This is a genomic window from Pseudomonas sp. SJZ131 (assembly GCF_007828705.1).
In the GTDB taxonomy this organism is placed as follows: Bacteria; Pseudomonadota; Gammaproteobacteria; order Pseudomonadales; family Pseudomonadaceae; genus Aquipseudomonas; species Aquipseudomonas prosekii.
The window spans coordinates 98,935-122,351 of the sequence record NZ_VIVC01000006.1; the positions used below are offsets into that span (position 1 = coordinate 98,935).

27 protein-coding genes are annotated in these 23,417 nt (G+C 59.4%); 12 read left to right on the forward strand and 15 right to left on the reverse strand.

Translation table 11 applies throughout. The features are described 5' to 3' along the window. Position 1: 1 nt before the first annotated feature. Together FBY12_RS23625 and FBY12_RS23630 are read right to left on the reverse strand one after the other, a co-directional pair. A complete protein-coding gene (locus FBY12_RS23625) occupies positions 2 to 1,246 on the reverse strand; it encodes a winged helix-turn-helix domain-containing protein (RefSeq protein ID WP_145256371.1) in 1,245 nt (414 codons plus the stop codon). Positions 1,247 to 1,325: 79 nt separating this feature from the next. After that, entirely contained in the window at positions 1,326 to 1,541 is a 216-nt protein-coding gene (locus FBY12_RS23630; protein WP_092281698.1) for a DUF1127 domain-containing protein, read from the reverse strand. A gap of 96 nt (positions 1,542 to 1,637) precedes the next feature. Between FBY12_RS23630 and FBY12_RS23635 the strand changes: the two genes are divergently transcribed. Continuing rightward, the gene (locus FBY12_RS23635) at positions 1,638 to 2,492 is read left to right on the forward strand and encodes a LysR substrate-binding domain-containing protein (RefSeq protein WP_101209067.1); all 855 of its coding nucleotides are present in this window, start codon (positions 1,638 to 1,640) and stop codon (positions 2,490 to 2,492) included. On the opposite strand, the gene FBY12_RS23640 is transcribed toward FBY12_RS23635, so the two are convergent. Next, positions 2,482 to 3,231, reverse strand: a complete 750-nt coding sequence (locus FBY12_RS23640) for a sulfite exporter TauE/SafE family protein (RefSeq protein WP_145256374.1) — start codon at positions 3,229 to 3,231, stop codon at positions 2,482 to 2,484. The genes FBY12_RS23635 and FBY12_RS23640 overlap by 11 nt on opposite strands. Before the next feature lie 106 nt (positions 3,232 to 3,337). On the opposite strand from FBY12_RS23640, the gene FBY12_RS23645 reads away from it, so the two are divergent. The 3 genes from FBY12_RS23645 (at position 3,338) to FBY12_RS23655 (ending at position 5,584) form a co-directional block, all read left to right on the forward strand. Then, positions 3,338 to 4,294: a LysR family transcriptional regulator gene (locus tag FBY12_RS23645; protein ID WP_145256377.1), complete on the forward strand. Its 957-nt coding sequence runs from the start codon at positions 3,338 to 3,340 to the stop codon at positions 4,292 to 4,294. 69 nt (positions 4,295 to 4,363) lie between these two features. Further along, on the forward strand, positions 4,364 to 4,825 hold the full coding sequence (locus FBY12_RS23650) for a MarR family winged helix-turn-helix transcriptional regulator (protein WP_145256380.1): 462 nt from the start codon (positions 4,364 to 4,366) through the stop codon (positions 4,823 to 4,825). Between the two features lie 339 nt (positions 4,826 to 5,164). After that, entirely contained in the window at positions 5,165 to 5,584 is a 420-nt protein-coding gene (locus FBY12_RS23655; RefSeq protein ID WP_047527178.1) for an organic hydroperoxide resistance protein, read from the forward strand. A 111-nt stretch (positions 5,585 to 5,695) separates the two neighbouring features. On the opposite strand, the gene FBY12_RS23660 is transcribed toward FBY12_RS23655, so the two are convergent. Continuing rightward, complete coding sequence (locus FBY12_RS23660; RefSeq protein ID WP_032626910.1) at positions 5,696 to 6,265, reverse strand: elongation factor P; 570 nt, start codon at positions 6,263 to 6,265, stop codon at positions 5,696 to 5,698. Positions 6,266 to 6,313: 48 nt separating this feature from the next. Next, positions 6,314 to 7,471 (reverse strand): elongation factor P maturation arginine rhamnosyltransferase EarP, encoded by a 1,158-nt coding sequence (earP, locus tag FBY12_RS23665; RefSeq protein WP_145256383.1) that lies wholly within the window; start codon positions 7,469 to 7,471, stop codon positions 6,314 to 6,316. Between the two features lie 123 nt (positions 7,472 to 7,594). On the opposite strand from earP, the gene FBY12_RS23670 reads away from it, so the two are divergent. Beyond that, on the forward strand, positions 7,595 to 7,993 hold the full coding sequence (locus FBY12_RS23670; RefSeq protein ID WP_145256386.1) for a hypothetical protein: 399 nt from the start codon (positions 7,595 to 7,597) through the stop codon (positions 7,991 to 7,993). A gap of 2 nt (positions 7,994 to 7,995) precedes the next feature. Next, positions 7,996 to 8,478, forward strand: coding sequence for a GreA/GreB family elongation factor (locus FBY12_RS23675; RefSeq protein WP_145256389.1), 483 nt, complete (start codon positions 7,996 to 7,998; stop codon positions 8,476 to 8,478). Between the two features lie 38 nt (positions 8,479 to 8,516). Here FBY12_RS23675 and cysB read toward each other — a convergent pair whose 3' ends face one another. The 5 genes from cysB to FBY12_RS23700 all read right to left on the reverse strand — a co-directional run bounded on the left by cysB (position 8,517) and on the right by FBY12_RS23700 (position 12,486). Continuing rightward, positions 8,517 to 9,491: an HTH-type transcriptional regulator CysB gene (gene cysB / locus FBY12_RS23680; RefSeq protein WP_092279531.1), complete on the reverse strand. Its 975-nt coding sequence runs from the start codon at positions 9,489 to 9,491 to the stop codon at positions 8,517 to 8,519. A gap of 113 nt (positions 9,492 to 9,604) precedes the next feature. Next, a complete protein-coding gene (locus FBY12_RS23685; protein WP_109504449.1) occupies positions 9,605 to 10,108 on the reverse strand; it encodes a universal stress protein in 504 nt (167 codons plus the stop codon). Positions 10,109 to 10,202: 94 nt separating this feature from the next. Beyond that, on the reverse strand, positions 10,203 to 11,108 hold the full coding sequence (locus FBY12_RS23690) for a 5'-nucleotidase (protein WP_145256392.1): 906 nt from the start codon (positions 11,106 to 11,108) through the stop codon (positions 10,203 to 10,205). A 41-nt stretch (positions 11,109 to 11,149) separates the two neighbouring features. Further along, complete coding sequence (locus tag FBY12_RS23695; protein ID WP_145256395.1) at positions 11,150 to 12,103, reverse strand: putative 2-dehydropantoate 2-reductase; 954 nt, start codon at positions 12,101 to 12,103, stop codon at positions 11,150 to 11,152. After that, positions 12,100 to 12,486, reverse strand: coding sequence for a co-chaperone YbbN (locus FBY12_RS23700; protein WP_145256398.1), 387 nt, complete (start codon positions 12,484 to 12,486; stop codon positions 12,100 to 12,102). Before FBY12_RS23700 ends, FBY12_RS23695 begins: the two co-directional genes overlap by 4 nt. On the opposite strand from FBY12_RS23700, the gene FBY12_RS23705 reads away from it, so the two are divergent. Both FBY12_RS23705 and FBY12_RS23710 read left to right on the forward strand, forming a co-directional pair. Beyond that, positions 12,485 to 12,928 carry a PilZ domain-containing protein gene (locus FBY12_RS23705; protein ID WP_121731495.1) on the forward strand — a complete coding sequence of 148 codons (444 nt, stop codon included), beginning with the start codon at positions 12,485 to 12,487 and terminating at the stop codon, positions 12,926 to 12,928. The two genes, FBY12_RS23700 and FBY12_RS23705, sit on opposite strands and share 2 nt — an antisense overlap. A 128-nt stretch (positions 12,929 to 13,056) precedes the next feature. Next, the gene (locus FBY12_RS23710; protein WP_145256401.1) at positions 13,057 to 14,133 is read left to right on the forward strand and encodes a 3-deoxy-7-phosphoheptulonate synthase; all 1,077 of its coding nucleotides are present in this window, start codon (positions 13,057 to 13,059) and stop codon (positions 14,131 to 14,133) included. Between the two features lie 80 nt (positions 14,134 to 14,213). On the opposite strand, the gene FBY12_RS23715 is transcribed toward FBY12_RS23710, so the two are convergent. Further along, positions 14,214 to 14,501 (reverse strand): GNAT family N-acetyltransferase, encoded by a 288-nt coding sequence (locus FBY12_RS23715; RefSeq protein WP_020800382.1) that lies wholly within the window; start codon positions 14,499 to 14,501, stop codon positions 14,214 to 14,216. Positions 14,502 to 15,138: 637 nt separating this feature from the next. Between FBY12_RS23715 and oprI the strand changes: the two genes are divergently transcribed. Next, positions 15,139 to 15,390 carry an outer membrane lipoprotei OprI gene (oprI, locus tag FBY12_RS23720; RefSeq protein WP_002553018.1) on the forward strand — a complete coding sequence of 84 codons (252 nt, stop codon included), beginning with the start codon at positions 15,139 to 15,141 and terminating at the stop codon, positions 15,388 to 15,390. 135 nt (positions 15,391 to 15,525) lie between these two features. Here the strand turns inward: oprI and FBY12_RS23725 are convergent, their stop codons facing one another. The 3 genes from FBY12_RS23725 to FBY12_RS23740 all read right to left on the reverse strand — a co-directional run bounded on the left by FBY12_RS23725 (position 15,526) and on the right by FBY12_RS23740 (position 17,779). Next, the gene (locus FBY12_RS23725) at positions 15,526 to 16,494 is read right to left on the reverse strand and encodes a L,D-transpeptidase family protein (RefSeq protein ID WP_145256404.1); all 969 of its coding nucleotides are present in this window, start codon (positions 16,492 to 16,494) and stop codon (positions 15,526 to 15,528) included. 329 nt (positions 16,495 to 16,823) lie between these two features. Further along, positions 16,824 to 17,117, reverse strand: a complete 294-nt coding sequence (locus tag FBY12_RS23735) for a hypothetical protein (RefSeq protein ID WP_003226812.1) — start codon at positions 17,115 to 17,117, stop codon at positions 16,824 to 16,826. A 56-nt stretch (positions 17,118 to 17,173) separates the two neighbouring features. Next, positions 17,174 to 17,779, reverse strand: coding sequence for an arylesterase (locus FBY12_RS23740; protein ID WP_121731498.1), 606 nt, complete (start codon positions 17,777 to 17,779; stop codon positions 17,174 to 17,176). A 10-nt stretch (positions 17,780 to 17,789) separates the two neighbouring features. Here FBY12_RS23740 and FBY12_RS23745 point away from each other — a divergent pair, with 10 nt between their 5' ends. After that, on the forward strand, positions 17,790 to 18,473 hold the full coding sequence (locus FBY12_RS23745) for an ABC transporter ATP-binding protein (protein WP_092279511.1): 684 nt from the start codon (positions 17,790 to 17,792) through the stop codon (positions 18,471 to 18,473). After that, on the forward strand, positions 18,473 to 20,977 hold the full coding sequence (locus FBY12_RS23750) for an ABC transporter permease (RefSeq protein ID WP_121731499.1): 2,505 nt from the start codon (positions 18,473 to 18,475) through the stop codon (positions 20,975 to 20,977). Before FBY12_RS23745 ends, FBY12_RS23750 begins: the two co-directional genes overlap by 1 nt. Before the next feature lie 98 nt (positions 20,978 to 21,075). Here FBY12_RS23750 and greB read toward each other — a convergent pair whose 3' ends face one another. Next, entirely contained in the window at positions 21,076 to 21,549 is a 474-nt protein-coding gene (greB, locus tag FBY12_RS23755; protein WP_092279507.1) for a transcription elongation factor GreB, read from the reverse strand. A gap of 406 nt (positions 21,550 to 21,955) precedes the next feature. Between greB and FBY12_RS23760 the strand changes: the two genes are divergently transcribed. Then, complete coding sequence (locus tag FBY12_RS23760) at positions 21,956 to 23,395, forward strand: ATPase domain-containing protein (protein WP_121731500.1); 1,440 nt, start codon at positions 21,956 to 21,958, stop codon at positions 23,393 to 23,395. The last annotated feature ends 22 nt before the right edge of the window (positions 23,396 to 23,417 follow it).

Consider the following 23,417-nt stretch of genomic DNA (forward strand, 5'->3'; position numbering starts at 1 on the left):
CTCAGGCACCGCCAATCTGTGCCAACGCCACTCTTAACCGCGCCGCACTCACTCGCTGACAATTGAGCTGCACCTGCGCCAATCCCAGCCAATCCGCCATCCGCCGCAAATTGACGGCCAACGCCACCATCCCCGCCTCGTCCAGCCCCGGCTCTTCCTCATGCACGGCATGCACCGCCAAGCGCCCCGCTGCCCGTTCTGCACGCAAATCCACGCGCGCGGCGATCCGTTCATTGTGCAAAAACGGCAAGACGTAATAGCCGTAGACCCGCTTGATTTGCGGCGTGTAAATCTCCAGTCGATAGCGAAAATCGAACAAACGCTCGGTGCGGCTGCGCTCCCAGATCAGCGAATCGAACGGCGACAGCAAGGCGCTGGCCTCGACTTTACGCGGCACGCTCGGCTCCGGCAGACAGTACGCCGGTTGGCGCCAGCCCTCGACTTCGCACGCCAGCAACGCGCCCGCCTCCACCAGCTCAGCCAAACGCGGTCGGGCATCGCCGGGGTTCAGCCGAAAATAATCGCGCAGGTCTTTTTCCGTGGCCACGCCCAAGGCGTTCGCCGCGTGCAGCAACAAATCTCGCTGCGCCTCGGCTTCGCTGAGTAAAGGCTGCTGCAGGATCGCCGATGGAATCACCCGTTCCGGCAAATCATAAAGTCGTTCAAAACCACGGCGCCCGGCGACCGTTACTTCGCCCGCAGCAAACAGCCATTCCAGCGCATGCTTCTCCGCCGACCAATCCCACCATGGCCCGGCGCGCTCCTGACGCGTCGACAAACTGCCCGCACCCAATGCGCCGAGCTTCTCGACCGACGCCAATACGCGGCGAATGGTGTCCTGCTGTTCCCGGCCAAAACGCGCGAGTTGCTGATAGATGTCTTCGCCGCGCGCCGCCCGCGCCATGCGCCAGCGCATCAGCGGGTACATCGACAGCGGCAGCAGCGACGCTTCGTGGCCCCAATATTCGAACAACGTGCGGCGCCGGCCCGTACTCCAGGCAGCCTGGTCGAGCAACTCGGAAGAATAAGTGCCAAGACGGGAAAACAACGGAAGGTAGTGCGAGCGCACTAACGCATTGACGGAATCGATCTGCAGGACGCCCAGACGTTCGATCAACCGGTTGAGCTGCAGTGCTTTGATCGTCGCTGGCGGCTGGCGCCCGTTAAATCCTTGGGCCGCCAGTGCCAGACGTCGAGCCTGCTTGTTGGAAAAAGACAGTTTGGAAGAGGACAGTATTGCGGGCATGAGCATCTCCTTGTCTGCTCGCAACCTACCTCAATGGAGAAGTGTTTGTGTATCAATCGCCTGATCATTGGTGCGTCGGTCATTTGTGCATCGGATCGTCCCAGAATGGCCGCACTGACTCGTGCTCGACATCCGCACGACTGACGCCAATGTCTTTGAGTGCCTCATCGCTCAGGCTTGCCAACATCTCGCGTTCGCGGTGAAGTTCGTACCAGCGGCTAAACTTGTGCAGCAAATCGGAAACTGCGTGGATTGAGAATTTTTCGTCCGTTACATGTTCGTGTTGACCTTTCATCATGTCGCCCTCCTTTAGGGATGGCTCAAGTCTCGCGCCGCAGCTAAGATCAATCCAACGAATGTTTCTGATGCAATACATCTCGGAGATTGATGAATGTCGGCGTTCCCCAGTATCGATACCGATGTCCTGCGTACCTTCGTCGCCATCGCCGATTTGGGCGGCTTCACCCGCGCCGGCGAGATGGTCAACCGCACACAGTCGGCGGTGAGCATGCAGATGAAACGCCTGGAAGAAGACGTGTTGCAGCGCCAGCTGTTCGAGCGCGACGGACGCCAGGTCAAGCTGACCGCCGAGGGCCAGGTGTTGCTCGGCTACGCGCGGCGCATCCTCAAATTGCACAGCGAAGTGTTCAATACCCTGCGCGAGCCGCACATGGTCGGCACGGTGCGCATCGGCACGCCGGACGATTACGTGATGCGTTTTCTGCCGGGGATTCTCTCGCGCTTCGCCAAGTTCTATCCGCTGATCCAGATCGAGGTGCATTGCGAATCGACCCGGCAACTGTTGCAGCGCCAGGATCTGGACCTGTCGATCGTCACCCGCGAGCCCGGCACCGAGATCGGCCAATTGCTGCGCAAGGAGCGTTTTGTCTGGGCCGAGGCGCAATGTTTCAGCGCCCACGAGCAGACGCCGTTGCCGCTGGCGATGTTCAACAGTGATTGTTTCTGCCGCTTGTGGGCGTGCAATGCGCTGGACGCGATGGGCCGCGATTACCGCATTGCCTACAACAGTTCGAGCCTGTCGGCGTTGATGGCGGTGGTCAGCGCCGGTCTGGCAGTGACCGCGCAACTGGAAAGCCTGATCACCCCGGACATGCGCATCCTCGGCGCCGCCGAAGACCTGCCGCTGCTGCCCGAGGCTTGCATCATGCTCGTGCGCAACCTGCACAATCCGTCGCCGATCACCGAATGCCTGGCCGAGCACATCGTCGAAGGCTTCAAACTTTAAACGCGAGCATCACCGCACAAAACACCAGAAAACCGCAGAACAGCCCGCGCAGCAGCCGTTCCGGCATGGCGTGAGCAATTTTCACACCCCAACTGATGCTCATCAGCCCGCCGATGGCCAACGGCAAACCGATCATCCAATGCACTTGATGATGCACCGCGTAAGTCACTAGCGTGACCCCGGTGCTCGGCAAGGCCAGCGCCAGCGACAAGCCTTGAGCGACTACTTGCGTAGTGCCGAACAGGCTGGTCAGCACCGGCGTCGCCACCACCGCGCCACCGACGCCGAACAATCCGCCCATGGTCCCGGACGCCGCGCCCAGCACGCCGAGCCATGGCCAGGAATATTTCATCTGCGTGGACGCCGGCGCGTTGGCGGTAAACATTCGCACAAGGTTGTAGGCGGACAACGCCACTAGGAACGCGACAAATCCTACGCGCATGGTTTGCGCGTCGATGCCCACCGCCCAGATCGAACCGAGCCAGGCAAAGCAGAATCCCATCGAGGCCAACGGCAACGCGTGGCGCAATTCGATCCGGTTGCGCTGGTGATAACGCCACAGCGCCAGCATCACGTTGGGCACGACCATCACCAGCGCCGTGCCTTGGGCGATTTGTTGATCGAGCCCGCACAGCACACCGAGCAACGGAATCGCGATCAGACCACCGCCGATTCCGAACAAGCCACCCAAAGTACCGAGCGCGGCGCCAAAAATCAGATAAAGCACAAACTCAACCACAGCCAATTCCTCTCGTCAGGCCTTGCATCCTACGCAGTCGACGCTAGCGGGGAAACGCACAGCAACGCACAATGGCTGTGCCGATTTCGCATAAGCGTTGATAAATATGAATCCCAATCAATTGACCGACCAGCTCGGGCTGTTTCTCGATGTGCTGGAAACCGGCAGTTTTTCTGCTGCGTCACGGCGGCATCCGCTGACGCCATCGGCGGTGGCGAGGCGCATCGACAGCCTCGAAAGCGCGGTCGGCAGCCAGTTATTTCTGCGCAGCACTCACGCGGTGCGCGCGACGCCGGCCGGCCTGGCATTTGCCGAGCGCGCGCGGCGGATCGTCGCCGAATTGCGCCTGGCGCGGGCGGAAGCGGTGTCGCTGAGCAGCGCGCCTGAAGGGCTGATTCGGGTGGATGCGCCCGCCGCGTTCGGGCGACGACATCTGGCGCCGGTGATCGCCGATTTCCTGATGCTGTATCCGGGCCTCGACGTGCAATTGCATTTGATCGACAGTTTTGTCGACATGCAGGGTTTGAACCTGGGCAAGGTCGATCTGGTGCTACGCGCCGGGCAGATGGCCGACACGCGGCTGGTGGCAACGCCGCTGGCGAACATGGTGCGCATTGCCTGCGCCAGCCCTGACTATCTGAAACGTCGTGGCGTGCCGACCGATCCGGCGCAGTTGATCGAACACGATGGCCTCGACTGGGACGGCCTCGCCCCGCCCTTCGCCTGGCGTTTCGAACAACAGGGTCGGATGCAATTGCATCGCCCGGCGCGCATTCGCATGAGCGCCAATAATGCCGAGGCGCTGGTCTGTGGCGCGCTCGCCGGGCTTGGCATCGCACATCTGCCGACGTGGCTGGCCAGCGAATATTTGCTGCGGGGCGAACTGCTGCCGCTGTTCTGCGAAAACGGCCTGCCGAAACCGGAAACCGCCGGCATTTACGCGTTGCGCCTGGAGCAGCAGGCCAGTTCGCGCAGTCGGCTGTTGCTGGAATACCTGAAAACCCGCTTCAGCCCGATTGCGCCGTGGGACCTGGCGCTGCAAGGCACGCTGGCGGGTTACTGACCGAGAATTATCTGGCGCATTAAAGATTCGACCGCTAGATTCATGACGATGACAGATCAAGGCTTTGCGATGACCACCAAACGCGACAACCCGGATACCTGCGACCACCTGCTGCTGGACAATCAGGTCTGCTTCGCCCTGCATTCGACTTCACTGCTGATGACCAAGGTTTACAAGCCATTGCTGCAAGCGCTGGGCCTGACCTATCCGCAGTACCTGGCGATGCTGGTGTTGTGGGAACGGGACGGTTTGACCGTAGGAGAAATCAGCACGCGACTGCTGACCGATCCGGGCTCGTTGACCCCGTTGCTCAAGCGTCTGGAAGTCGAGGGATTACTTAGCCGGACTCGCAGTCGCGAGGATGAACGAGTGGTGATCGTCGAGCTGACCGAGCAAGGCCGGGCGTTGAGCGAGAAGGCCCGAGGGATTCCGCAGTGCATTCTTGGCGCGAGTGGGCAGACGATTCAGCAATTGCAGAAACTGCAGAATGATCTGCAGGAACTGCGCAGCCATCTTCAGGAAAGCCTCTAGCTTTCAGATCACCCTACAACCCTTGTGGGGGCGAGCTTGCTCGCGATGGCGGTGCATCAGGCAGTTATTTGCTGGGTGACATTACCGACATCGCGAGCAAGCTCGCTCCCACTTTTGTTTTTGGTGGCTTCACAAAAATATTCATAGCTGAAAAATTCTGGCGCACCGCTCTAACTCAGGGCTCTCCTGCCGAACGGCTCGTCCATCGATCTCGATTCAACAAACTTTCTCAAAAATTTATCTTGCGCGCTAAATATTTGCGCGATACATTCACCTCGAACTTACTTAGCGCGCAAACAATTAGCGCGAATTATCCAAACCCGGAACGAGGCTCACATCATGCAAACTCTCTACACCGCAATCGCAACTTCCACCGGTGGCCGTGATGGTCGTGCGGTGTCCAGCGACAATATCCTCGACGTCAAACTCGCCACCCCGAAAGAACTCGGCGGTGCTGGCGGTGCGGCGACCAACCCTGAGCAACTGTTCGCCGCCGGTTATTCCGCTTGCTTCATCGGCGCGCTGAAGTTCGTCGCCAGCCAGACCAAGCGCAGCATCCCGAACGACGCCTCGATCACCGCGCATGTCGGCATCGGTCAGATTCCTGGCGGTTTTGGTCTGGACATCGATTTGCACATCAGCCTGCCGGGCCTGGAACAAGCCGATGCGCAGAGCCTGGTCGACGCCGCCCACCAGGTTTGCCCGTACTCCAATGCAACACGTGGCAACGTTGATGTGCGTCTGCATGTGACCGTCTGATCAGCGCCAGCAAAAAACCTGCGAGATTGAAGGCTGGTCGCGAAACAGCTTTCCTCCAGGCACAAAAAAGCCCGACTCAATGGTCGGGCTTTTTCATTCCTGAAGCTGTGCTTATTTAGCACGGCCCTTGTAGGAACCGCCTTCGCGGGTGTCGATTTCGATGCGATCACCGATTTCGATGAAGTCAGCAACCTGCAGCTCAGTACCGTTGCTCAGCTTGGCTGGCTTCATGACTTTGCCGGAAGTGTCGCCGCGAGCGGAACCTTCGGTGTAGTCAACGACGCGCACGATAGTGGTCGGCAGTTCTACGGAAACCAGACGCTCTTCGAAGAAGATTGCTTCGCAAACATCAGTCATGCCTTCTTCAACGAAAGGCAGAACGGCTTCGATGTCTTCAGCGTTCAGCTCGTACATGGTGTAGTCGGTGGTGTCCATGAACGTGTAGGTGTCGCCGCTGATGAAGGACAGGGTCGCTTCTTTGCGGTCGAGGATTACGTCGTCCAGTTTGTCGTCAGCGCTGTAAACGATCTCGGTCTTGTAACCGGTCAGCAGGTTCTTCAGCTTGGTCTTCATGATCGCGCTGTTACGACCGGACTTGGTGAATTCAGCTTTCTGAACCAGCCAAGGATCGTTTTCGAGACGGATCACGGTACCGGGTTTCAGTTCTTTACCAGTTTTCATTGCGAATATCCGAATTTGGATGGGATTTACAAAAATCTAGGCCGCGTATCATATCCAATTTACATAAAACTGTACCAGCGCCGCGGCAAGATCCGCCTGCAAGGCTTGTTCCAGACACCACGCCTCGGCGTGATTTTGCAGCTCTGGCCAGTGTTTGCGGGTGGCGAGCCACTGGTCGGCCATGTCCTCGCCAGCGTTCCATGCGCGCCAAAGACTGCTGATTGCCGCGCTCGCAGGTGCTGACAGGCCTTTTGTGTAGAGCACAAGGAAGGCTTCGAGCTTGTCCAGGTGAATGTCTTCGTCCTGCCGATAGATGTGCCACAGCAGCGGACGCCCCGCCCACTGCGCGCGAACAAACGAGTCTTCGCCGCGCACCGCGTTGAAGTCGCAGCACCACAGCAGGTGGTCGTATTGGTCCTGACGCACGAATGGCAACACTTGCACGGTCAGGCCATTGCGCACGTGCAGCGCACCCGCAGCCAGCTCACTGACCCCGAGCCAGCGCTGGACATCGCCAAGAATCCGCCCTTCCGGCACCAGCAAATGCGCAGGCGTGGAATCGCTTGCCAAGGCGTCGAGCCAACTGGCCAATCCAGCATTTTCGTAGGCAAACAGCGAGATCAACTGCGCGTCGGGCGCAGCATCAATGCCTAACCCGTGCAGGAATTGTCGCTGGGCTTCGGGGTCTTGCTGAAACGCCCTACGCCGTTCGAGCAAACCGCGCTCACGCAACAAGCCGCCAGTGCCCTTCTGGAATCCCGGGAAGAAGAAATACTTCTGCACACTTTTGTATTTCACCGAGGGCAAACCGTGGCAACCGATGACCCAGTCTTCGGCGCTCAAATAGTCGAGGTTCATCCAAAGCGGTGGTTTTTCGCGTGCGGCCATCGCGTCCATGAAGGCGCTGGGTAACTGGCAGGCAAACGCGGCAATGACCACGTCGCCGGCATCGACCGGCTGCCAGTCGGTGGGCCATTGACGCACCTCGACACCCTGCTGCCATTGCTGCTCGGCGTCGACATCGATCTGCGGACACAAGCGTTCAAACGCGCGCAAGTCGTCGACCCACAGCCGCACATCGACGCCGTGCTCGGCGACTAACTGCCGGGCCAGACGCCAGGTCACACCGATGTCGCCGAAGTTGTCGACCACGGTGCAAAAAATATCCCAGCGCCCGCGGTTTTTCATTTGAGGCAGTTCAGGCATTACGGCCCCCATTGGCAAAAACACCGATTGTCCGCATAAATTACCCCGTGCAGAAGAGCCGCCGACGATTAATCTTCGTGCGACAATCGCCAACCATCCGCGATCACCCGCCAGGAGGCAGCCATGCCATACCGTCCCAACACGCGCCGTCCGTTGCCGATTCGCCTGAGTGCCGTGCAACTGAGCGGCAGCATTGCCCTGGGAATCTGGCTGGGTTTTCTGGCCATTGCGCTGACCTGTTGGCTGGCCTCACGCGTGCTCTTTCCCGAGCAATTGGCGCCCGTGGCCCAAGCCGTGCAGCAACTGGCCAAGCCGCCAGCGGTGGTGCAACCGGAGGCTGAAACGCCGATGTTCGAGCAATATCAGGAGAATCTGCGGCAGAACGAGCTGCAGCAAAATCTCGATCAGGCGCGCAGCAATACGCGCAATCTGTCGAACCCCAAATGCCAGTTCTGGCTGCAACAGGATCGCAACGCGCCGAGCGAAAAAAGCCGCGCCAACGTCCAGCAATTCTGCGATTGATCATGAACAAGCCTTTCGTCCACCAATTGATTCTCGACAAGCTGCGCATCGATCTCGACATCGCGGAACGCGCGGCGCAAACCGCGTACGAAACCGCGACCCACGAAGAGAACATCGCCGAAAACAAATACGACACGCTCGGTCTGGAGGCGTCGTACCTCGCCGCCGGGCAAGCGAAACGGGTCGAGGAAATCCGTCATTCACTCAATCTGTGTCAGAACCTGATCTTGCGTGCGTATGACGATCAGCGCGGTATCGAAGTCGGCGCCCTGCTGGGTCTCGAAGACGAAAAGGGGCGCGAGCAATGGCTGTTCCTCGCCCCTGATGCGGCGGGCTTGAAGGTCGATGTGGTCGGGCAACTGGTGACCGTCATCACCCCGCGCTCGCCGCTGGGCAAAAGCCTGCTGGGCAAGTTTGAAGGTGATGAGGTGGAGATTCTGGTGGCGGGCGCTCGGCAACAGTTTGCTGTTACCGAGGTGATCTGAAGCTGCTCAGTGGCCTGGCAGTTTAGTGGGCTGGCCGCTTAGTGAACCGGCAGTTCGACGCCGTCGAACAGTTCTTCCAGTTCCTGTTTGTTGTGGCACTGAATGGCTTTGGCCATGACTTCGCGGGTCAGGTGCGGCGCAAACTTCTCGATGAAGTCGCACATGAAACCACGCAAGAAAGTGCCGCGACGGAAGCCGATTTTGGTCACGCTGGATTCGAACAGGTCGCTGGCATCGAGCATCACCAGATCGCTATCGAGTTTGGCGTCTACCGCCATTTTCGCGACGATGCCCACGCCCAGACCCAGGCGCACGTAAGTCTTGATCACGTCGGCGTCGGCAGCGGTGAACACCACTTTCGGCGTCAGGCCACGGTGGCTGAAGGCTTCGTCGAGTTTCGAACGGCCGGTGAAACCGAACACGTAGGTCACGATCGGGTATTCGGCCAGTGCTTCCAGCGTCAACTTCGGCAGTTTGGTCAGCGGGTGGCCCTGCGGCACGACCACGCAACGGTTCCAGCGATAGCACGGCATCATCACCAGATCACCGAACAGTTCCAGCGCTTCGGTGGCGATGGCGAAATCGACGGTGCCGTCCGCCGCCATTTCGGCGATCTGCATCGGCGAACCCTGATGCATGTGCAGGGCAACGTCGGGGTATTGCTTGATGAAATTGCTGATCACTGGCGGCAACGCGTAACGCGCCTGAGTGTGCGTGGTGGCGATCGACAGTGTGCCTTTCTTCTCGTTGGAGAATTCCTGGGCGATCTGCTTGATGCTTTCGACTTTGCGCAGGATCTCGCCGGCGGTGGTGATGATGCGCTCGCCGGCCGGGGTGACGCGGGTCAGGTGCTTGCCGCTGCGGGCGAAAACTTCGACGCCCAGTTCGTCTTCCAGCAAACGGATCTGCTTACTGATGCCCGGCTGCGAGGTGTAGAGACTCTGGGCGGTAGCGGAGACGTTGAGGTCGTGGTGCGCCACTTCCCAGATGTAGCGCAGTTGTTGAAGCTTCATATGTATCCCTCAAAGCAGGTAGACGCCACGGGCATCAGCGACGGTATATAACTATATTAATGGTTTGAATAATAAATCTAGAACTTTTTTATCAAAACGCCATTATTGATGTTCTAGCGGTCGCCCTGACGCCGACGTTCCACAAGCGGCACCAGATAGACCGGCACCCTCGACAGTTGCAACACCCGCGCGGCCGTGCGGCCCAACGGGGTTTCCGCGCTGGCGCGATGGCTGTGACTTCCTACGATCAGCAAATCCACCGAGAGTTTCTGCGCCTGGTCGAGAATCACCTGCGCCGGATCGCCCTGCACCACCCGCACCGCTTGAATCCGCTCAAGGTCCTGCTCGCCCTCATCCCCCAGCTCTTCACGAAAACTATCGAGCACCCGCCGCTCGATATTGGCGATCACCGTGCTCAGCCCCTGACTGTGAAATTCGTTCAGCGCCTGCTCATCCAGATAACTTTGCAGCACCGACTCGGCGAACAGCCCCATGGGTTCCACGGCGTGCACCACATACAAGTCGGCATTGAATGTTCGCGCCATCGCCAAGGCATGCTGCATCACCAAAGGTGCGTACAGGCCGAGGTCGGTGGCATACAGCATGGAACGAATCATATGACCTCCTTGCGTGCCGACATGGCGGAGATTGATTCAGCTTAGCAGTGCCTTGCCGAGTACGACGGGCCGCGTAACACCTTGACGCGAGGGCTTAAACTTTTTGCTCGTTGCTTATGCCATGTGGCACATGACCGGTGGCGACCACTTCGCGCGCCAGCTCGCAATGACCGGCCTGATCGTCGAAAAACACGTCGGCGGCGAAGGCTTCGAGGAACGCCGCTTTGGTCAGGCCGCCGAGAAACAGCGATTCATCGAGACGAATATCCCACTCGCGCAACGTGCGGATCACCCGCTCATGCGCCGGTGCCGAACGGGCGGTGACCAGCGCCGTGCGGATCGGACAGGATTCGTCGGGAAACTCGCGTTGCAGCAGATTCAGCGCCGCCAGAAAACCTTTGAACGGGCCGCCGCGCAATGGCTCGCGCGCCGATTCGCGTTCGCTGGCCTGGAACGCTTCCAGCCCACCGGCCTGATAAACCCGTTCCGACTCATCGGAAAACAACACTGCGTCGCCATCAAAAGCGATGCGCAATTCGTCACTCGCGGCGCGGCTGGCACCGCCCGAGAGAATGGTCGCGGCAGCGAAACCGGCGTCCAGCGCACTGCGCACATCTTCGGCGTGCGTCGAGAGAAACAGGTCGCAACCAAATGCCTTGAGGTACGGATAAGGACTGCGCCCACCGACAAACGCCGCGCGGGAAATCGCCAGGCCGTAATGATGAATCGAGTTGAAAACGCGCAAACCGGTGTCGGCGCTGTTGCGCGAGACCAGCACCACTTCGACCCGGGCCCGGCCAAGACTGGCGTTCAGTTTCAGCAGTTTTTCCACCAGCGGAAAAGCATCACCCGGCGCGAGAATTTCGTCTTCGTGTTCAATCTGGTACTGCCGATAGGCTTCGACACCGCTCGACAAATAGACCTTGTGGCTCTCACTCAAGTCGAACAGTGCGCGCGAAGAAATCGCCAGCACCAACTTGTCATCGATCTCTTTTGCCATGCCCGTTCCCCTGCCCTTTCCTTGAATGTCGCTGCATCGACTCAGACGTTACGTCGATCAATGAAAACCAGCGCCCGGTACAGCGCTTCGATGCGTGGCAATTCACAGCCCGCCGCTTTTGCCGCCGCGAGCGGTCGGGCGTAAATCGCGTCCAATTCCAGCGGCCGTTTGTGCAGCAAATCGTGGTGCATGCTCGGCCAATAGTCGGGCATTTTGTCGGTCATGTTGAACAGGAAGTCGGCGTAACCGGGCGCAATGTCGTGACCACAAGCCTTGGCGCCCTGCACCACTTCGGCCATCAGCGCCTGAATCAGCGCGCGGCTGTCGGCATCTGCCATCAGCGGCGCGGTGCTGGCGCCGAGTAACACTGACAGACCGTTATAAGGAATGTTCCAGACCAGTTTTTGCCAACGCGCCTGATGCAGATTGGGCATCGCTTGCGAGTCGATGCCGGCGCTGCGAAACAGTCCGGCGCCCTCCTCGACGATGGCCATGCGCGTTGCCGCATCGTGCGCCGGGCCGCTGTGGTAGCCGACGTTCACCGCGCCGAGGGCTTGATGGGTGATGACGCCGGGGCCTTCACGGTGAACGCAGATCAGGCACAGCCCGCCGAGCAGGTGCAGCGAATCGGGCAACACCTCGCGGAGGCTGTCCTCGACGTCCAGGCCGTTTTGCAGCAACAGGACTTTGGCGCCCGGCGCGGCCGCTTTGGCGATGACCGGCGCCAGACCGGAACTCGTGCTCTTCGCCGCCACCAGCAACCAGTCGCACGGCGGCATGTCTTCGGCGGCTGAATAAGCCTGGACCGGGTTCAGGCTCAGCGCGCCATGCACCGCGCTATTGACCTGCAAGCCTTGCGCGGCGACCGCGGAAAATTCACTGCGAAGCAAAAAGTGCACGTCGAACCCGGCGCGCGCCAGCATCAATCCGTAGAAACCGCCGATGGCGCCGGTTCCGATAATGCCGATTCTTGGCTTGGCAACTGCTTGCATCATGGCAATTCCTCTGCAATTCGATTCAACGCCTGCGCCAGCGCTCCATTCAGTTCGGCGGCGGTCAGGCGCGACTGGAGCGCGCCAAAAAATTCACCGTCACGCACCACAAACAGCGCCGGCAATTGAAACACCTCATAACGTTCGACCAGCCCGCCATTGTCGGCGGCGTCGATCCAGCACAAGCGATCGATCGGTAGTTCGAATCTTGGCAATTGCTCGCGCGCATAGCGGCAACTGGCGCAACCAACACTGGTGAAAATCACCAGCGAAACACCGCTCATCGCCAGCAGCCGTTGGTCGGCATCGAAATCGGTCAGCGGCAATTCGACCACTATACTGGGGGAAACAATGTCAAATGGGCGACACAGGGAGTCCGTGTTCATGGGACGTTTTCTTCCTCATCCTGTCGATGTGCCCGTGGAGCTGACGCTACTCAAACATGAGTGCATTTCTCGGCAACGGCTGCACACTATCAGCCTCGGCGGCATGGCTTGCAATTACCACCGCGCGTGGCGTCATGGCACGGCGCTGGAAGTGCGCATGCCGACCTTGAATCCCGACTTGCGTTATCTGGGCTATGTGGCGTGGTGTCTGCGGCGCAAACGCGGCTATCTGGTGGGCATCGCGTTTGTCGATGAGCAGATGCTGTTCAGCGCGCGAATGGGCGAGCAGGTGTGCCAGATCGAACGTTACTGCCGGCTGCATGAAGCCAACCAAGACTTGCAGGATATTCAGGCGCGCGCGCTCGAATGGGTGCAGGAGCACGCCGACGAGTTCTCCCACGACACGGTTCGCAAGGCTTTTGCTCAGTCTGTGCTGGATTAAACCGGCGTTTGCCCATTGTCTAGCCACGGTGTAACGCGCTAAGGTTCCGCTCCCCGACGCGCTTAATTTGCTGTGCTCCGCCGCGCGGGTTCGCTGGCGGATGGCACCCGTGACCTGACGAGTAAACGATGGCTGATTTACCGATCAACGACCTAAACGTCGCTTCCAACGAAACCCTGATCACTCCGGATCAGCTCAAGCGTGATATCCCTTTGAGCGACGCTGCCCTGCGCACCGTGACCAAGGGCCGCGAAGTCATTCGCAACATTCTTGATGGCACCGACCACCGTCTGTTCGTGGTGATCGGGCCTTGCTCGATCCACGACATCAAGGCTGCCCACGAATACGCCGAGCGCCTGAAAGCTTTGGCTGCCGAAGTCTCGGATACGCTGTATCTGGTCATGCGTGTGTATTTCGAGAAGCCACGTACCACCGTCGGCTGGAAAGGTCTGATCAACGATCCGTACCTCGACGACTCGTTCAAGATTCAGGATGGTTTGCACATCGGTCGCCAGTTGTTGCTGGACCTGGCCGAGATGGGCTTGCCCACCGCCACCGAAGCGCTGGACCCGATCTCCCCGCAATATCTGCAGGATTTGATCAGCTGGTCGGCGATTGGCGCACGCACCACCGAGTCGCAGACTCACCGTGAAATGGCTTCGGGCCTGTCCTCGGCAGTCGGCTTCAAGAACGGCACCGACGGCGGCCTGACGGTAGCGATCAACGCGCTGCAATCGGTGTCGAGCCCGCACCGTTTCCTCGGCATCAACCAGGAAGGTGGCGTGTCGATCGTCACCACCAAGGGCAACGCCTACGGTCACGTGGTCTTGCGCGGCGGCAACGGCAAGCCGAACTACGATTCGGTGAGCGTCGCGCTCTGCGAGCAAGCGCTGAACAAAGCCAAGATCAAGCCGAACATCATGGTCGATTGCAGCCACGCCAACTCCAACAAGGACCCGGCCCTGCAACCGCTGGTGATGGAGAACGTTGCCAACCAGATCCTCGAAGGCAACCAGTCGATCATCGGCCTGATGGTCGAAAGCCACTTGAACTGGGGCTGCCAGGCGATCCCCAAAGACCTCGCCGATCTGCAATACGGCGTGTCGATCACCGATGCCTGCATCGATTGGGCCGCCACTGAAAACACCTTGCGCGGCATGCATGCCAAGCTCAAGGATGTGCTGCCGAAACGTGATCGCGGCTGATCAACGTCTTCTGGCACGAGAAATCGGGCACAAAAAAAACGCCGGGCTGAAAACCCGGCGTTTTTTTTTATGTCTTGCGTTTACTGGCTCAGTTTCGCCGCGTGCCGCTGGTGGCGTTCCATGTAGCGCTCGACGTAGGAGCACGATGGAATCACCGTGTAGCCCATTTCTTCGGCGTACTGCAGCGCCTGCTCGGTCAAGGCCGCCGCAATGCCACGGCCGCGCAAGGCGTTGGGCACGAAGGTGCGATAAATATCCAGGGTCTGTTTCCCCAGATCCATATAGGTCAGGTAGGCACGATGACCGTCCACATTGGTCTCGAACTGATGACCAGCCTGGTCATGGTGGATGGACAACGCCTCGCTCATCACTACTCCTCGCGGGTCTTGAATTCTGACCCCTACCTTACCGATGTTTTTCCGGCGAAGGAACATCTACGCCACCCTGTGCCTGAATGGACACCGAGAAGAGCCGCACCGATCTCGCGCTACCTGGGCACTATCAAATAGTAGGCACCATTGGCGAAAATGCTCAAGGTGCGCTCGTCTTGACGTGGGGGTGGCGGGTGCTGCTCCGGGTGATGCAGGGACGGCTCGAGCGGGGATCTTCCCGTGTTCAAGCCTGAACATTGCCGGATATTGAGACTTAAGACGAGCCACCGTTGTTAAAGTCACCTCAACATGCAGAAAGATATGTGAGGGGCTACGCAAAATCCGAACAGAAGTGTAGACGAAAGCATCTAGTCAGACTTTAACAACGAATTGAAATTAGCCTTTGCAGTCAGGGAACTTTTTGCCCGCAGCTCGCTCATCTCGGGGCTTGCAGCTGGATATTTTTTATACAGCGCAGTTAAAAGTTGCTCGAAAAAGAATCAACGCCTACAATTTTTTTGCTTCTTGCTTTACGTCAGTTTACTTACGACAAGTAATGGGTAGTATGTACGCCGGCTATTTCCTCACTCTGAGGAGACAGCTACTTAATAGAAAGTCCTTGAAGGGGAACACGATGAACAACGTTCTGAAATTCTCTGCGCTGGCTCTGGCCGCAGTTCTGGCTACCGGTTGCAGCAGCGTATCGAAAGAAACCGAAGCACGTCTGACCGCTACTGAAGACGCAGCTGCTCGCTCCCAGGCTCGTGCAGACGAAGCGTACCGTAAAGCTGATGAAGCTCTGGCTGCTGCTCAAAAAGCACAACAGACTGCTGACGAAGCTAACGAGCGTGCTCTGCGCATGCTGGACAAAGCTAGCCGCAAGTAATAATCCTTCGGGGTTGTTATCAAGCCGACCCATTTTTGGGTCGGCTTTTTTATGTCCGGGATTTGTCACCCGCCATAAAAAACCCGCCGACGCGGCCAGCGTCGGCGGGTTGTTTGTCTTCGTGCTGCGAGGTTATTACTGCAGTTCGACCGGCGCGCTCGACACCATCGGAGCAGCGCCATTCGGCACGGCGATCTCGACTGGCAAGCCGTCTTCGGCAGCCACCACGTCACGCACCACATCCCAGTTCATGCGCAAATTGTTGGTGATGTCTTCACGCTTGAGCATCGCGTTGATCACCGCGGTGTGCTTGTCGACCACCGACGGGTTGCCGTTGTCGTCGAGCGGGGTGTGCGCTTCGAGGTAAACCTTGCCGCCGCTGACGCCAAACTTGTAGGGGTCGTTGATGATGCGCACCGACGTACCGACCGGCACCATGTCGGCCATTTCCAGCACGTTGTTGTTGAACATGCGGAAGCAACCGTGGCTGGTGCGCATGCCGATGCCGAACTTCTTGTTCGAACCGTGAATCAGGTAACCCGGCGTGCCGAGGTTGAACTTGAACGGGCCCAGCGGGTTGTCGGGACCGGCCGGCACCACATTCGGCAACGGGTCGCCGTCGGCCAAGTGCTCAGCCTTGATCGAGGCTGGAGGGGTCCAGGTCGGGTTCGGTGTTTTTGCAGTGATGGTGGTGTGGGCAATCGGCGAACCCCAACCTTCACGACCGATCCCCAACGGGAAGGTGTAAACCACGTCCCGACCTTTCGGGAAGTAGTAGAGGCGGTATTCAGCGAGGTTGATGACGATGCCTTCGCGCGGGCCCGGCGGCAGGATGAAGCGAGTCGGCAGGACGATTTCGGTGCCGGCGCCCGGCAACCAGGCATCGACGCCGGGGTTGGCCGCGACCATTTCCGAATAGCCGAGGTCGTAGGTGGTGCCAAGGTCGGCGAAGGTGTCTTCGTACTTGGCCTTGATCACCTGCACCTGACCGATGATGTCTTCACCGGGCGGAGGCAGAGGCAACTCTAATGCTGAAACCGGACCAGCTACACACAGGGCGGCAAGGGTCAGGCAGCGGGTGACAGCAGGAAAGCGCGGCAACATCCGGAAAATCCTTCGCGTGGTCGACTTGGGGTAAAAAACGGATTGTACACTGACGTCCCGGAATTCGGGGAGCTCGGCAGCCAGCAAGCGATGCATGACGTTTTTTCGGCTTGCGCGAGTGAACCCCTCACTCACAGAAACCCCCTGTGGCAAGCGAACCCCTGTGGCGACGGGGCTTGCCCCCGTTCGACTGCGAAGCAGCCGTAATCCGAACACGACATTACTGACCAAGAGTCGCGGCGACTGTTATTGAGGGGCGCTTCGCACCCCGATGGGGGCAAGCCCCCTCGCCACAGGGCTGGGGTGAAACTTTAAGGTTGAATAGACGATTACAGCTCGAAACGCAGCTCAGGCCAGATCGGCGACGTGCCGCGCTTCTGCGATTCGAGGATCGCCCGGCAAAGCGAGCACAGCCGCTGATCCTGAAACACTCGGCGATCCACGCTCGACCAGCGCGGTTGCGCCGGCAACAGGCTGCCGCACAACGTCCGATCTGCCGAGCCGCCGAGTTCCAACTGACGCGTCACCAGATGCACCCGCACTTCCTGGCAGGCGAACAGATCCAGCTGTTCGTCAGGCTCGATCAGTTGGTAGGCAAAAAGGGACCAGGCAGGACGCGGCATCGGGGGCTCCAAATCGGGGGCGCCACCTTAGCCGAAACACCGTCACTAGAAAAGCGTCAAAGCAGCGGTTTCAGCGTCGGCCAGACATTTTCCAGCAACTTGTCCTGAGCCGCCGCAGCCGGGTGCAGGCCATCGGCCTGCATCAGGTCCGGGTGACCGCCGACGCCGTCGAGGAAAAACGGCACGAGGGGGATTTTTTTCTCCTCCGCCAGCGTGCCGTAGACCTGCGCGAACTGCTCGGTGTAACGCTTGCCATAGTTAGGCGGCAATTGCATGCCCAGCAACAACACCTTCGCGCCGCTGGCCCGAGAGCTGTCGATCATCGCCGCAAGGTTTTGTTGCAATTGCGTTGGCAGCATTCCGCGCAAGCCATCGTTGCCCCCCAATTCGAGGATCACCAGCTGCGGTTTATGCTCTGCAAGCAGCGCCGGCAGGCGTGCCTGGCCTCCGGCACTGGTGTCGCCGCTGATCGAGGCATTGATCACTTTATCGTCGAAACCTTCGCGCTTGAGCCGTTGCTCAAGCAGCGATACCCACCCCAAGCGGGTATCCAGTCCGAAACCGGCGCTGATACTATCGCCAACGATCAGGACTGTACCCGCCGCTGCGTTCTGGGCCATGCACATCAAGGCCAGGCCAGCACTCAAAAACCACACTCGCATCGGATTCTCCATGGGCGCAAGCATTCTCACCGCGAAGAACCTCAGCAAAGTGGTTCCCAGCGCGGAAGGTGAACTGACTATCCTGCACGAACTCAGCCTGGAACTGAACAAGGGCGACAGTTTGGCCATCGTCGGCGCCTCCGGTTCCGGCAAATCCACCCTTCTGGGCTTGCTCGCCGGCCTCGACCTGCCGAGCAGTGGCGAAGTCACCCTCGCCGGTCAGGCGCTGAGCAATCTCGATGAAGACCAACGCGCGCGCATTCGTGCCGAACACGTCGGGTTTGTGTTTCAGTCGTTCCAGTTGCTCGACAGCCTGAATGCGCTGGAAAACGTCATGCTGCCGCTGGAGCTCGATGGCCGCAAGGACGCCCGGCAACGCGCCACGCAATTGCTCGAACGTGTTGGTCTGGGCCAGCGCCTGACTCATTCGCCACGCCAACTCTCCGGCGGCGAACAGCAACGCGTGGCGATCGCCCGCGCATTTGCCGCCGAACCCGACGTGTTGTTCGCCGACGAACCGACCGGCAACCTCGACAGCCACACCGGCGAGCGCATCAGCGATCTGTTGTTCGAATTGAACAAGGAACGCGGCACGACGCTGGTGCTGGTCACCCACGACGAACGCCTGGCACATCGTTGCCGGCGCCTGATCCGCCTTGAAGCCGGCCTGCTGGTCGCCCCTCTGGAGCCTTGATGGCACGCCTGCCGCTATTGCGCCTGTTCAGCCTCGCCATCCGCCAACTGCTGCGCGACGCCCGCGCCGGTGAGCTGCGGGTATTGTTCTTTGCATTGCTGGTAGCCGTGGCGGCGAGTACCGCCATCGGTTATTTCGGCGCGCGCCTGAATGGCGCGATGCTGCTGCGCGCCACCGAATTTCTCGGCGCCGACCTGTTGCTCGAAGGCAGTTCGCCAGCGCGACCGGAGCAAATCCGCAGCGGCACCGAGCTGGGCCTGGAACATGCTCAAGTGGTGGAATTTTCCAGCGTTATCGCCACCGATAACGGCATTCAACTGTCGAGCATCAAAGCTGCCGACGACGTTTATCCCCTGCGCGGCGAACTGAAAAGTGCCCCGGCGCCCTTCGCTGCCGAAGAATCCGGCGGCGGGCCGAAATCCGGCGAAGCCTGGGTCGAGGCGCGACTGCTGACGGCGCTGGACCTGAAGATCGGCGACAGCATCGACGTCGGCATGAAAACCTTGAAACTGGCGCGGGTGCTGACTTACGAGCCCGACCGCGCCGGCAATTTCTACAGCCTGACCCCACGCGTACTAATCAACCTCAGCGACCTCACGGCGACTGGCGTGGTGCAACCCGGCAGCCGGGTCAGTTACCGCGAACTCTGGCGCGGCAAGGCTGAGGCGCTGGAAACCTATCGGCAACTGGTCAAACCCGGCCTCGCCCCCAACCAACGCCTGCAGGATGCCCGCGATGGCAACCGACAGATCGGGGGCGCGCTGGGCAAAGCCGAACGCTATTTGAATATGGCCAGTCTGGTCGCGGTGTTGTTATCCGGCGTCGCGGTGGCGCTGTCGGCGACGCGCTTCGCCACCCGCCGTTTCGACGCCAGCGCCCTGCTGCGATGCCTGGGTCTGTCACGCCGGGAAACCATGGTGCTGTTCAGTTTGCAGTTGACCGTGCTGGGTCTGCTCGCGAGTCTCAGCGGCGCCCTGATCGGTTGGCTGGCGCAACTCGGGCTGTTCGCGTTATTGCACGACTTGCTGCCCACCGACGTGCCACCGGGCGGCTTGCTGCCGGCGGTAGCCGGGATTGGCACCGGGCTGGTGGCACTCGCCGGTTTTGCCCTGCCGCCGCTGGCCGCACTCGGCCGGGTGCCGCCATTACGTGTATTACGTCGCGACATGTTGCCGATTCCGTCCAGCACCTGGATGGTCTACGGCGCAGCACTCGGCGCACTCGGTTTGATCATGTGGCGCCTGAGTCTGGATCTGGTGCTGACTTTTGCCTTGCTCGGCGGTGGCGTAGTCGCTGCTGTGGTCCTCGGCGGTTTGCTGCTGTTGCTACTCAAAAGCCTGCGCCGGATGTTGGCCCGCGCTTCCCTGCCGTGGCGCCTGGGTCTGGGCCAATTGCTGCGCCATCCGCTGGCGGCGGCTGGCCAAGCGCTGGCGTTTGGTTTGATTCTGCTGTCGATGGCGTTGATCGCCCTGCTCCGTGGCGAGCTGCTCGACACCTGGCAGAACCAGTTACCGAAAAACGCCCCGAACTATTTCGCGTTGAACATTCTGCCGGCGGAGAAGCAAGCCTTTACCGATCGCCTTGTCGAATTGTCGGCGCAGTCGGCGCCGCTGTATCCGGTGGTGCCTGGGCGCTTGATCAGCATCAACGGCGAAGCGGTGCAGGACATCGTCAGCAAGGATTCCGCCGGTGACCGGGCAATCCAGCGTGACTTGAGCCTGACCTGGGCGGCGGACCTGCCGGCCGGCAACAAGCTCACTTCGGGTAACTGGTGGAGCGACCAGACGCCAGACGAGGTTCCGGGAGTGTCGGTCGAAGGCAAAGTCGCCGAGAGCCTGAAACTCAAACTCGGCGATCACATGGTGTTCACCGTTGGCGGGGTCAATCGCGAAGCGAAAGTCACCAGCCTGCGCGACATCAACTGGGACAATTTCCAGCCGAACTTCTTCATGATCTTCCAGCCCGGCACCTTGAAGGACTTGCCCGCGACGTACCTCACCAGTTTCTATCTGGCGGCCGGTCACGATCAGCAGATTGTCGACTTGTCCCGGGCGTTCCCGGCAGTCACCATTTTGCAGGTCGAAGCCTTGCTGGAGCAGCTGCGCAGCATCCTCGCGCAAGTCACGCTAGCGGTGGAATACGTGTTGTTGTTCGTGTTGGCGGCGGGGATGGCGGTGCTGTTCTCCGGTTTGCAGGCAACCCTTGATGAGCGGATTCGCCAAGGTGCGTTGCTGCGAGCCTTGGGCGCTGAACGCAAACTGCTGGTCAAGGCGCGGCGAATCGAGTTCGGCCTGCTCGGCGCGGTCAGCGGTTTGCTTGCGGCGATCGGTTCGGAAGTAGTAAGTCTGGTGCTTTACCGCTACGCCTTCGACCTGCCGTGGCAGCCGCATCCGTGGTTGCTGGTGTTGCCGTTGATTGGCGCAGTGCTGATCGGTGGCGCCGGTGTGTTCGGCACGCGCCGCGCGCTGAACGCCAGCCCCCTGACAGTCTTGCGCGAGGGCTGACTGGCTCTTCGCGCACGGGCCAAAAGTCGGCATAAGCCGGCACCGCGCTTCACCTTGAAAAGTGCAGCGCGCAGGCCCGCCGAACTGTTTGCTACGAGCTATTTGACGTATGTCACTTGGTTGATCCACCAGAGAATTTCTCCGGTGGGCGTCTGCACAACCGCCTCATCACCCTCCTGTTTCTTCAACAGTGCCCGCGCCATCGGTGAATCAATCGAGATGTAATCATTGCGACCATAGATCTCGTCATATCCAACGATTCTGAATTTCTTGATCTCGCCTGCCTCGTTTTCAACCTCGACCCAAGCGCCAAAAAACACATGCCCCTCTTGTTCGGGAGAGTAGTGAACAACCCGAACGTCTTCGAGACGCTTGCGCAGATACCTCACCCGCCGATCAATTTCTCGCAGAAGTTTTTTGTTGTATTGATAATCGGCATTCTCGCTTCGATCGCCTAAAGACGCCGCCCACGTAACCTTTCTGGTGGTATCAGGGCGTTTTTCTCTCCACAGGTAATCCAGCTCTTGCTTCAGGGCTTCATGGCCCTCAACGGTAATGATGTTCGTACTCACAAATGCCCCGCCTCTCAATCATTCACTGGCGAGCAGCGCTCTGCCGCGTGCACCCAGCCTATGGACGTAGCAATACACGGCGCCGTCGTCTCTATCCAGATAATTATTCTTCGCTCGATAGTTTCCGTTCAAGATGCGCCCTGCCCGGCCGTTCCGTGTCTCGATTTAAACGCGGATATTTGGTCGTGCATTTGAATCACTGCAGGATTGGGAGGTCATCTGCAAGGAAGGTTGATTTGACCAAACCGTTAACGGTACGAAGTCCGAGTAAAAGTCGGCCTTGGACTGGGGCTAAATGCCCTGTTGGCCATCAATGAGGCAGGCGTGAATGGCTCCAAAACGAAAATGGCGTTAGCATTCCGCCCATTCGGCTTAAACAGCCTGTTTTTCAGATCAGGGTCGCATTGTGGAAAAGCTAAAACGCCTCCGAAGTGGAATAGAAGGGCTCGACGCTCTGCTCAAGGGAGGGCTGGTCGCGGGCGCTTCATACATAATCCAGGGGCGCCCGGGGTCTGGCAAAACGATCCTCGCCAACCAGCTCGGGTTCCATCATGCGAACAATGGCGGCCGGGTTCTGGTCGCCACGCTGCTGGCCGAGTCACACGACCGTCTTTTCCAGTTTCTTTCGACCCTGAGTTTTTTCGACGCGTCCAAAGTCGGCGCCGAAATTCAGTTTGTCAGCGCATTCGATACGCTGGAAAACGAAGGACTGGACGAGGTAGTGAAACTGCTTCGACGCGAGATCAGCCGCCAGAAAGCCACAGTCATGGTGGTCGACGGTTTGCTCAATGCGCGCTCCAAAGCCGATTCGCACATCGACACCAAGAAATTCATTTCAGAATTGCAGGGGCACGCCGCGTTCGCGGGTTGCACGGTGCTGTTTCTCACCAGCTCGCGTCTCGACGACGGCAGCCCTGAGCACACCATGGTTGATGGCGTCATCGAGATGGGCGAAGAGCTCTACGGCACGCGCTCGGTCCGGCGCATCCAATTGCGCAAGACTCGTGGCAGCGGCGCAATGACCGGCCTACATGAGTGTGAAATTACCGATCAAGGCCTGGTCGTCTACCCACGCCTGGAAAGTCTCTACAGCCACCCTTCCGCCCCCGACAGCTCCGACTTGACGCGTATTCCCAGTGGCATTGGCTCGCTTGACGGCATATTGGGTGGCGGCCTGCACAGTTCGAGTGTGACGCTGGTGATCGGCCCGTCAGGGATTGGCAAAACCACGCTGGGCCTCAAATTCCTCGCCGAATCGACGGTGGAAGCTCCGGGCCTGCATTTTGGTTTCTACGAAAGTCCGCAACGGTTACGGCTCAAAGGTCTGTCCCTGGGCATCGATATCAAAGGCATGGAGGACAGCGGCGCACTGAGCATTGCCTGGCAGCCGACGACTGAAGGCCTGCTCGACGGACTCGGCGCGCGGCTGCTGAGCATCGTTGAAGAAAAAGGCATCAAGCGCCTGTTCATCGACAGCCTCAGCGGCATGACGCGAGTGTCGACCAATCCGGCGCGCATTACTGATTTCTTCAGCGCCTTGATGAACGAGTTGCGATCCCGTGGCGTTACGGTATTCGCCTCCTGGGAAATGCGCGATTTGTTTGGCTCTGAGGTCAGCGCACCCAACTCTGACCTGTCGAGCATCGTCGATAACCTGATGTTGATGCGCTTCTCCGAGAATCACTCTGAACTAAGCAGGACGCTATCCATTCTTAAAGTACGAGATAGCGCTTATGACCCCTCGCGATTTGAGATTGTCATTGAAGATCACGATGTTTTCCTGAAAAAGGCTTCAAGACATGAGCCATCAGTCCCTACTGAGACATCTGCGGGTTCAAATTCTTAAGCTTTTGCGTGGGTTGAATTAA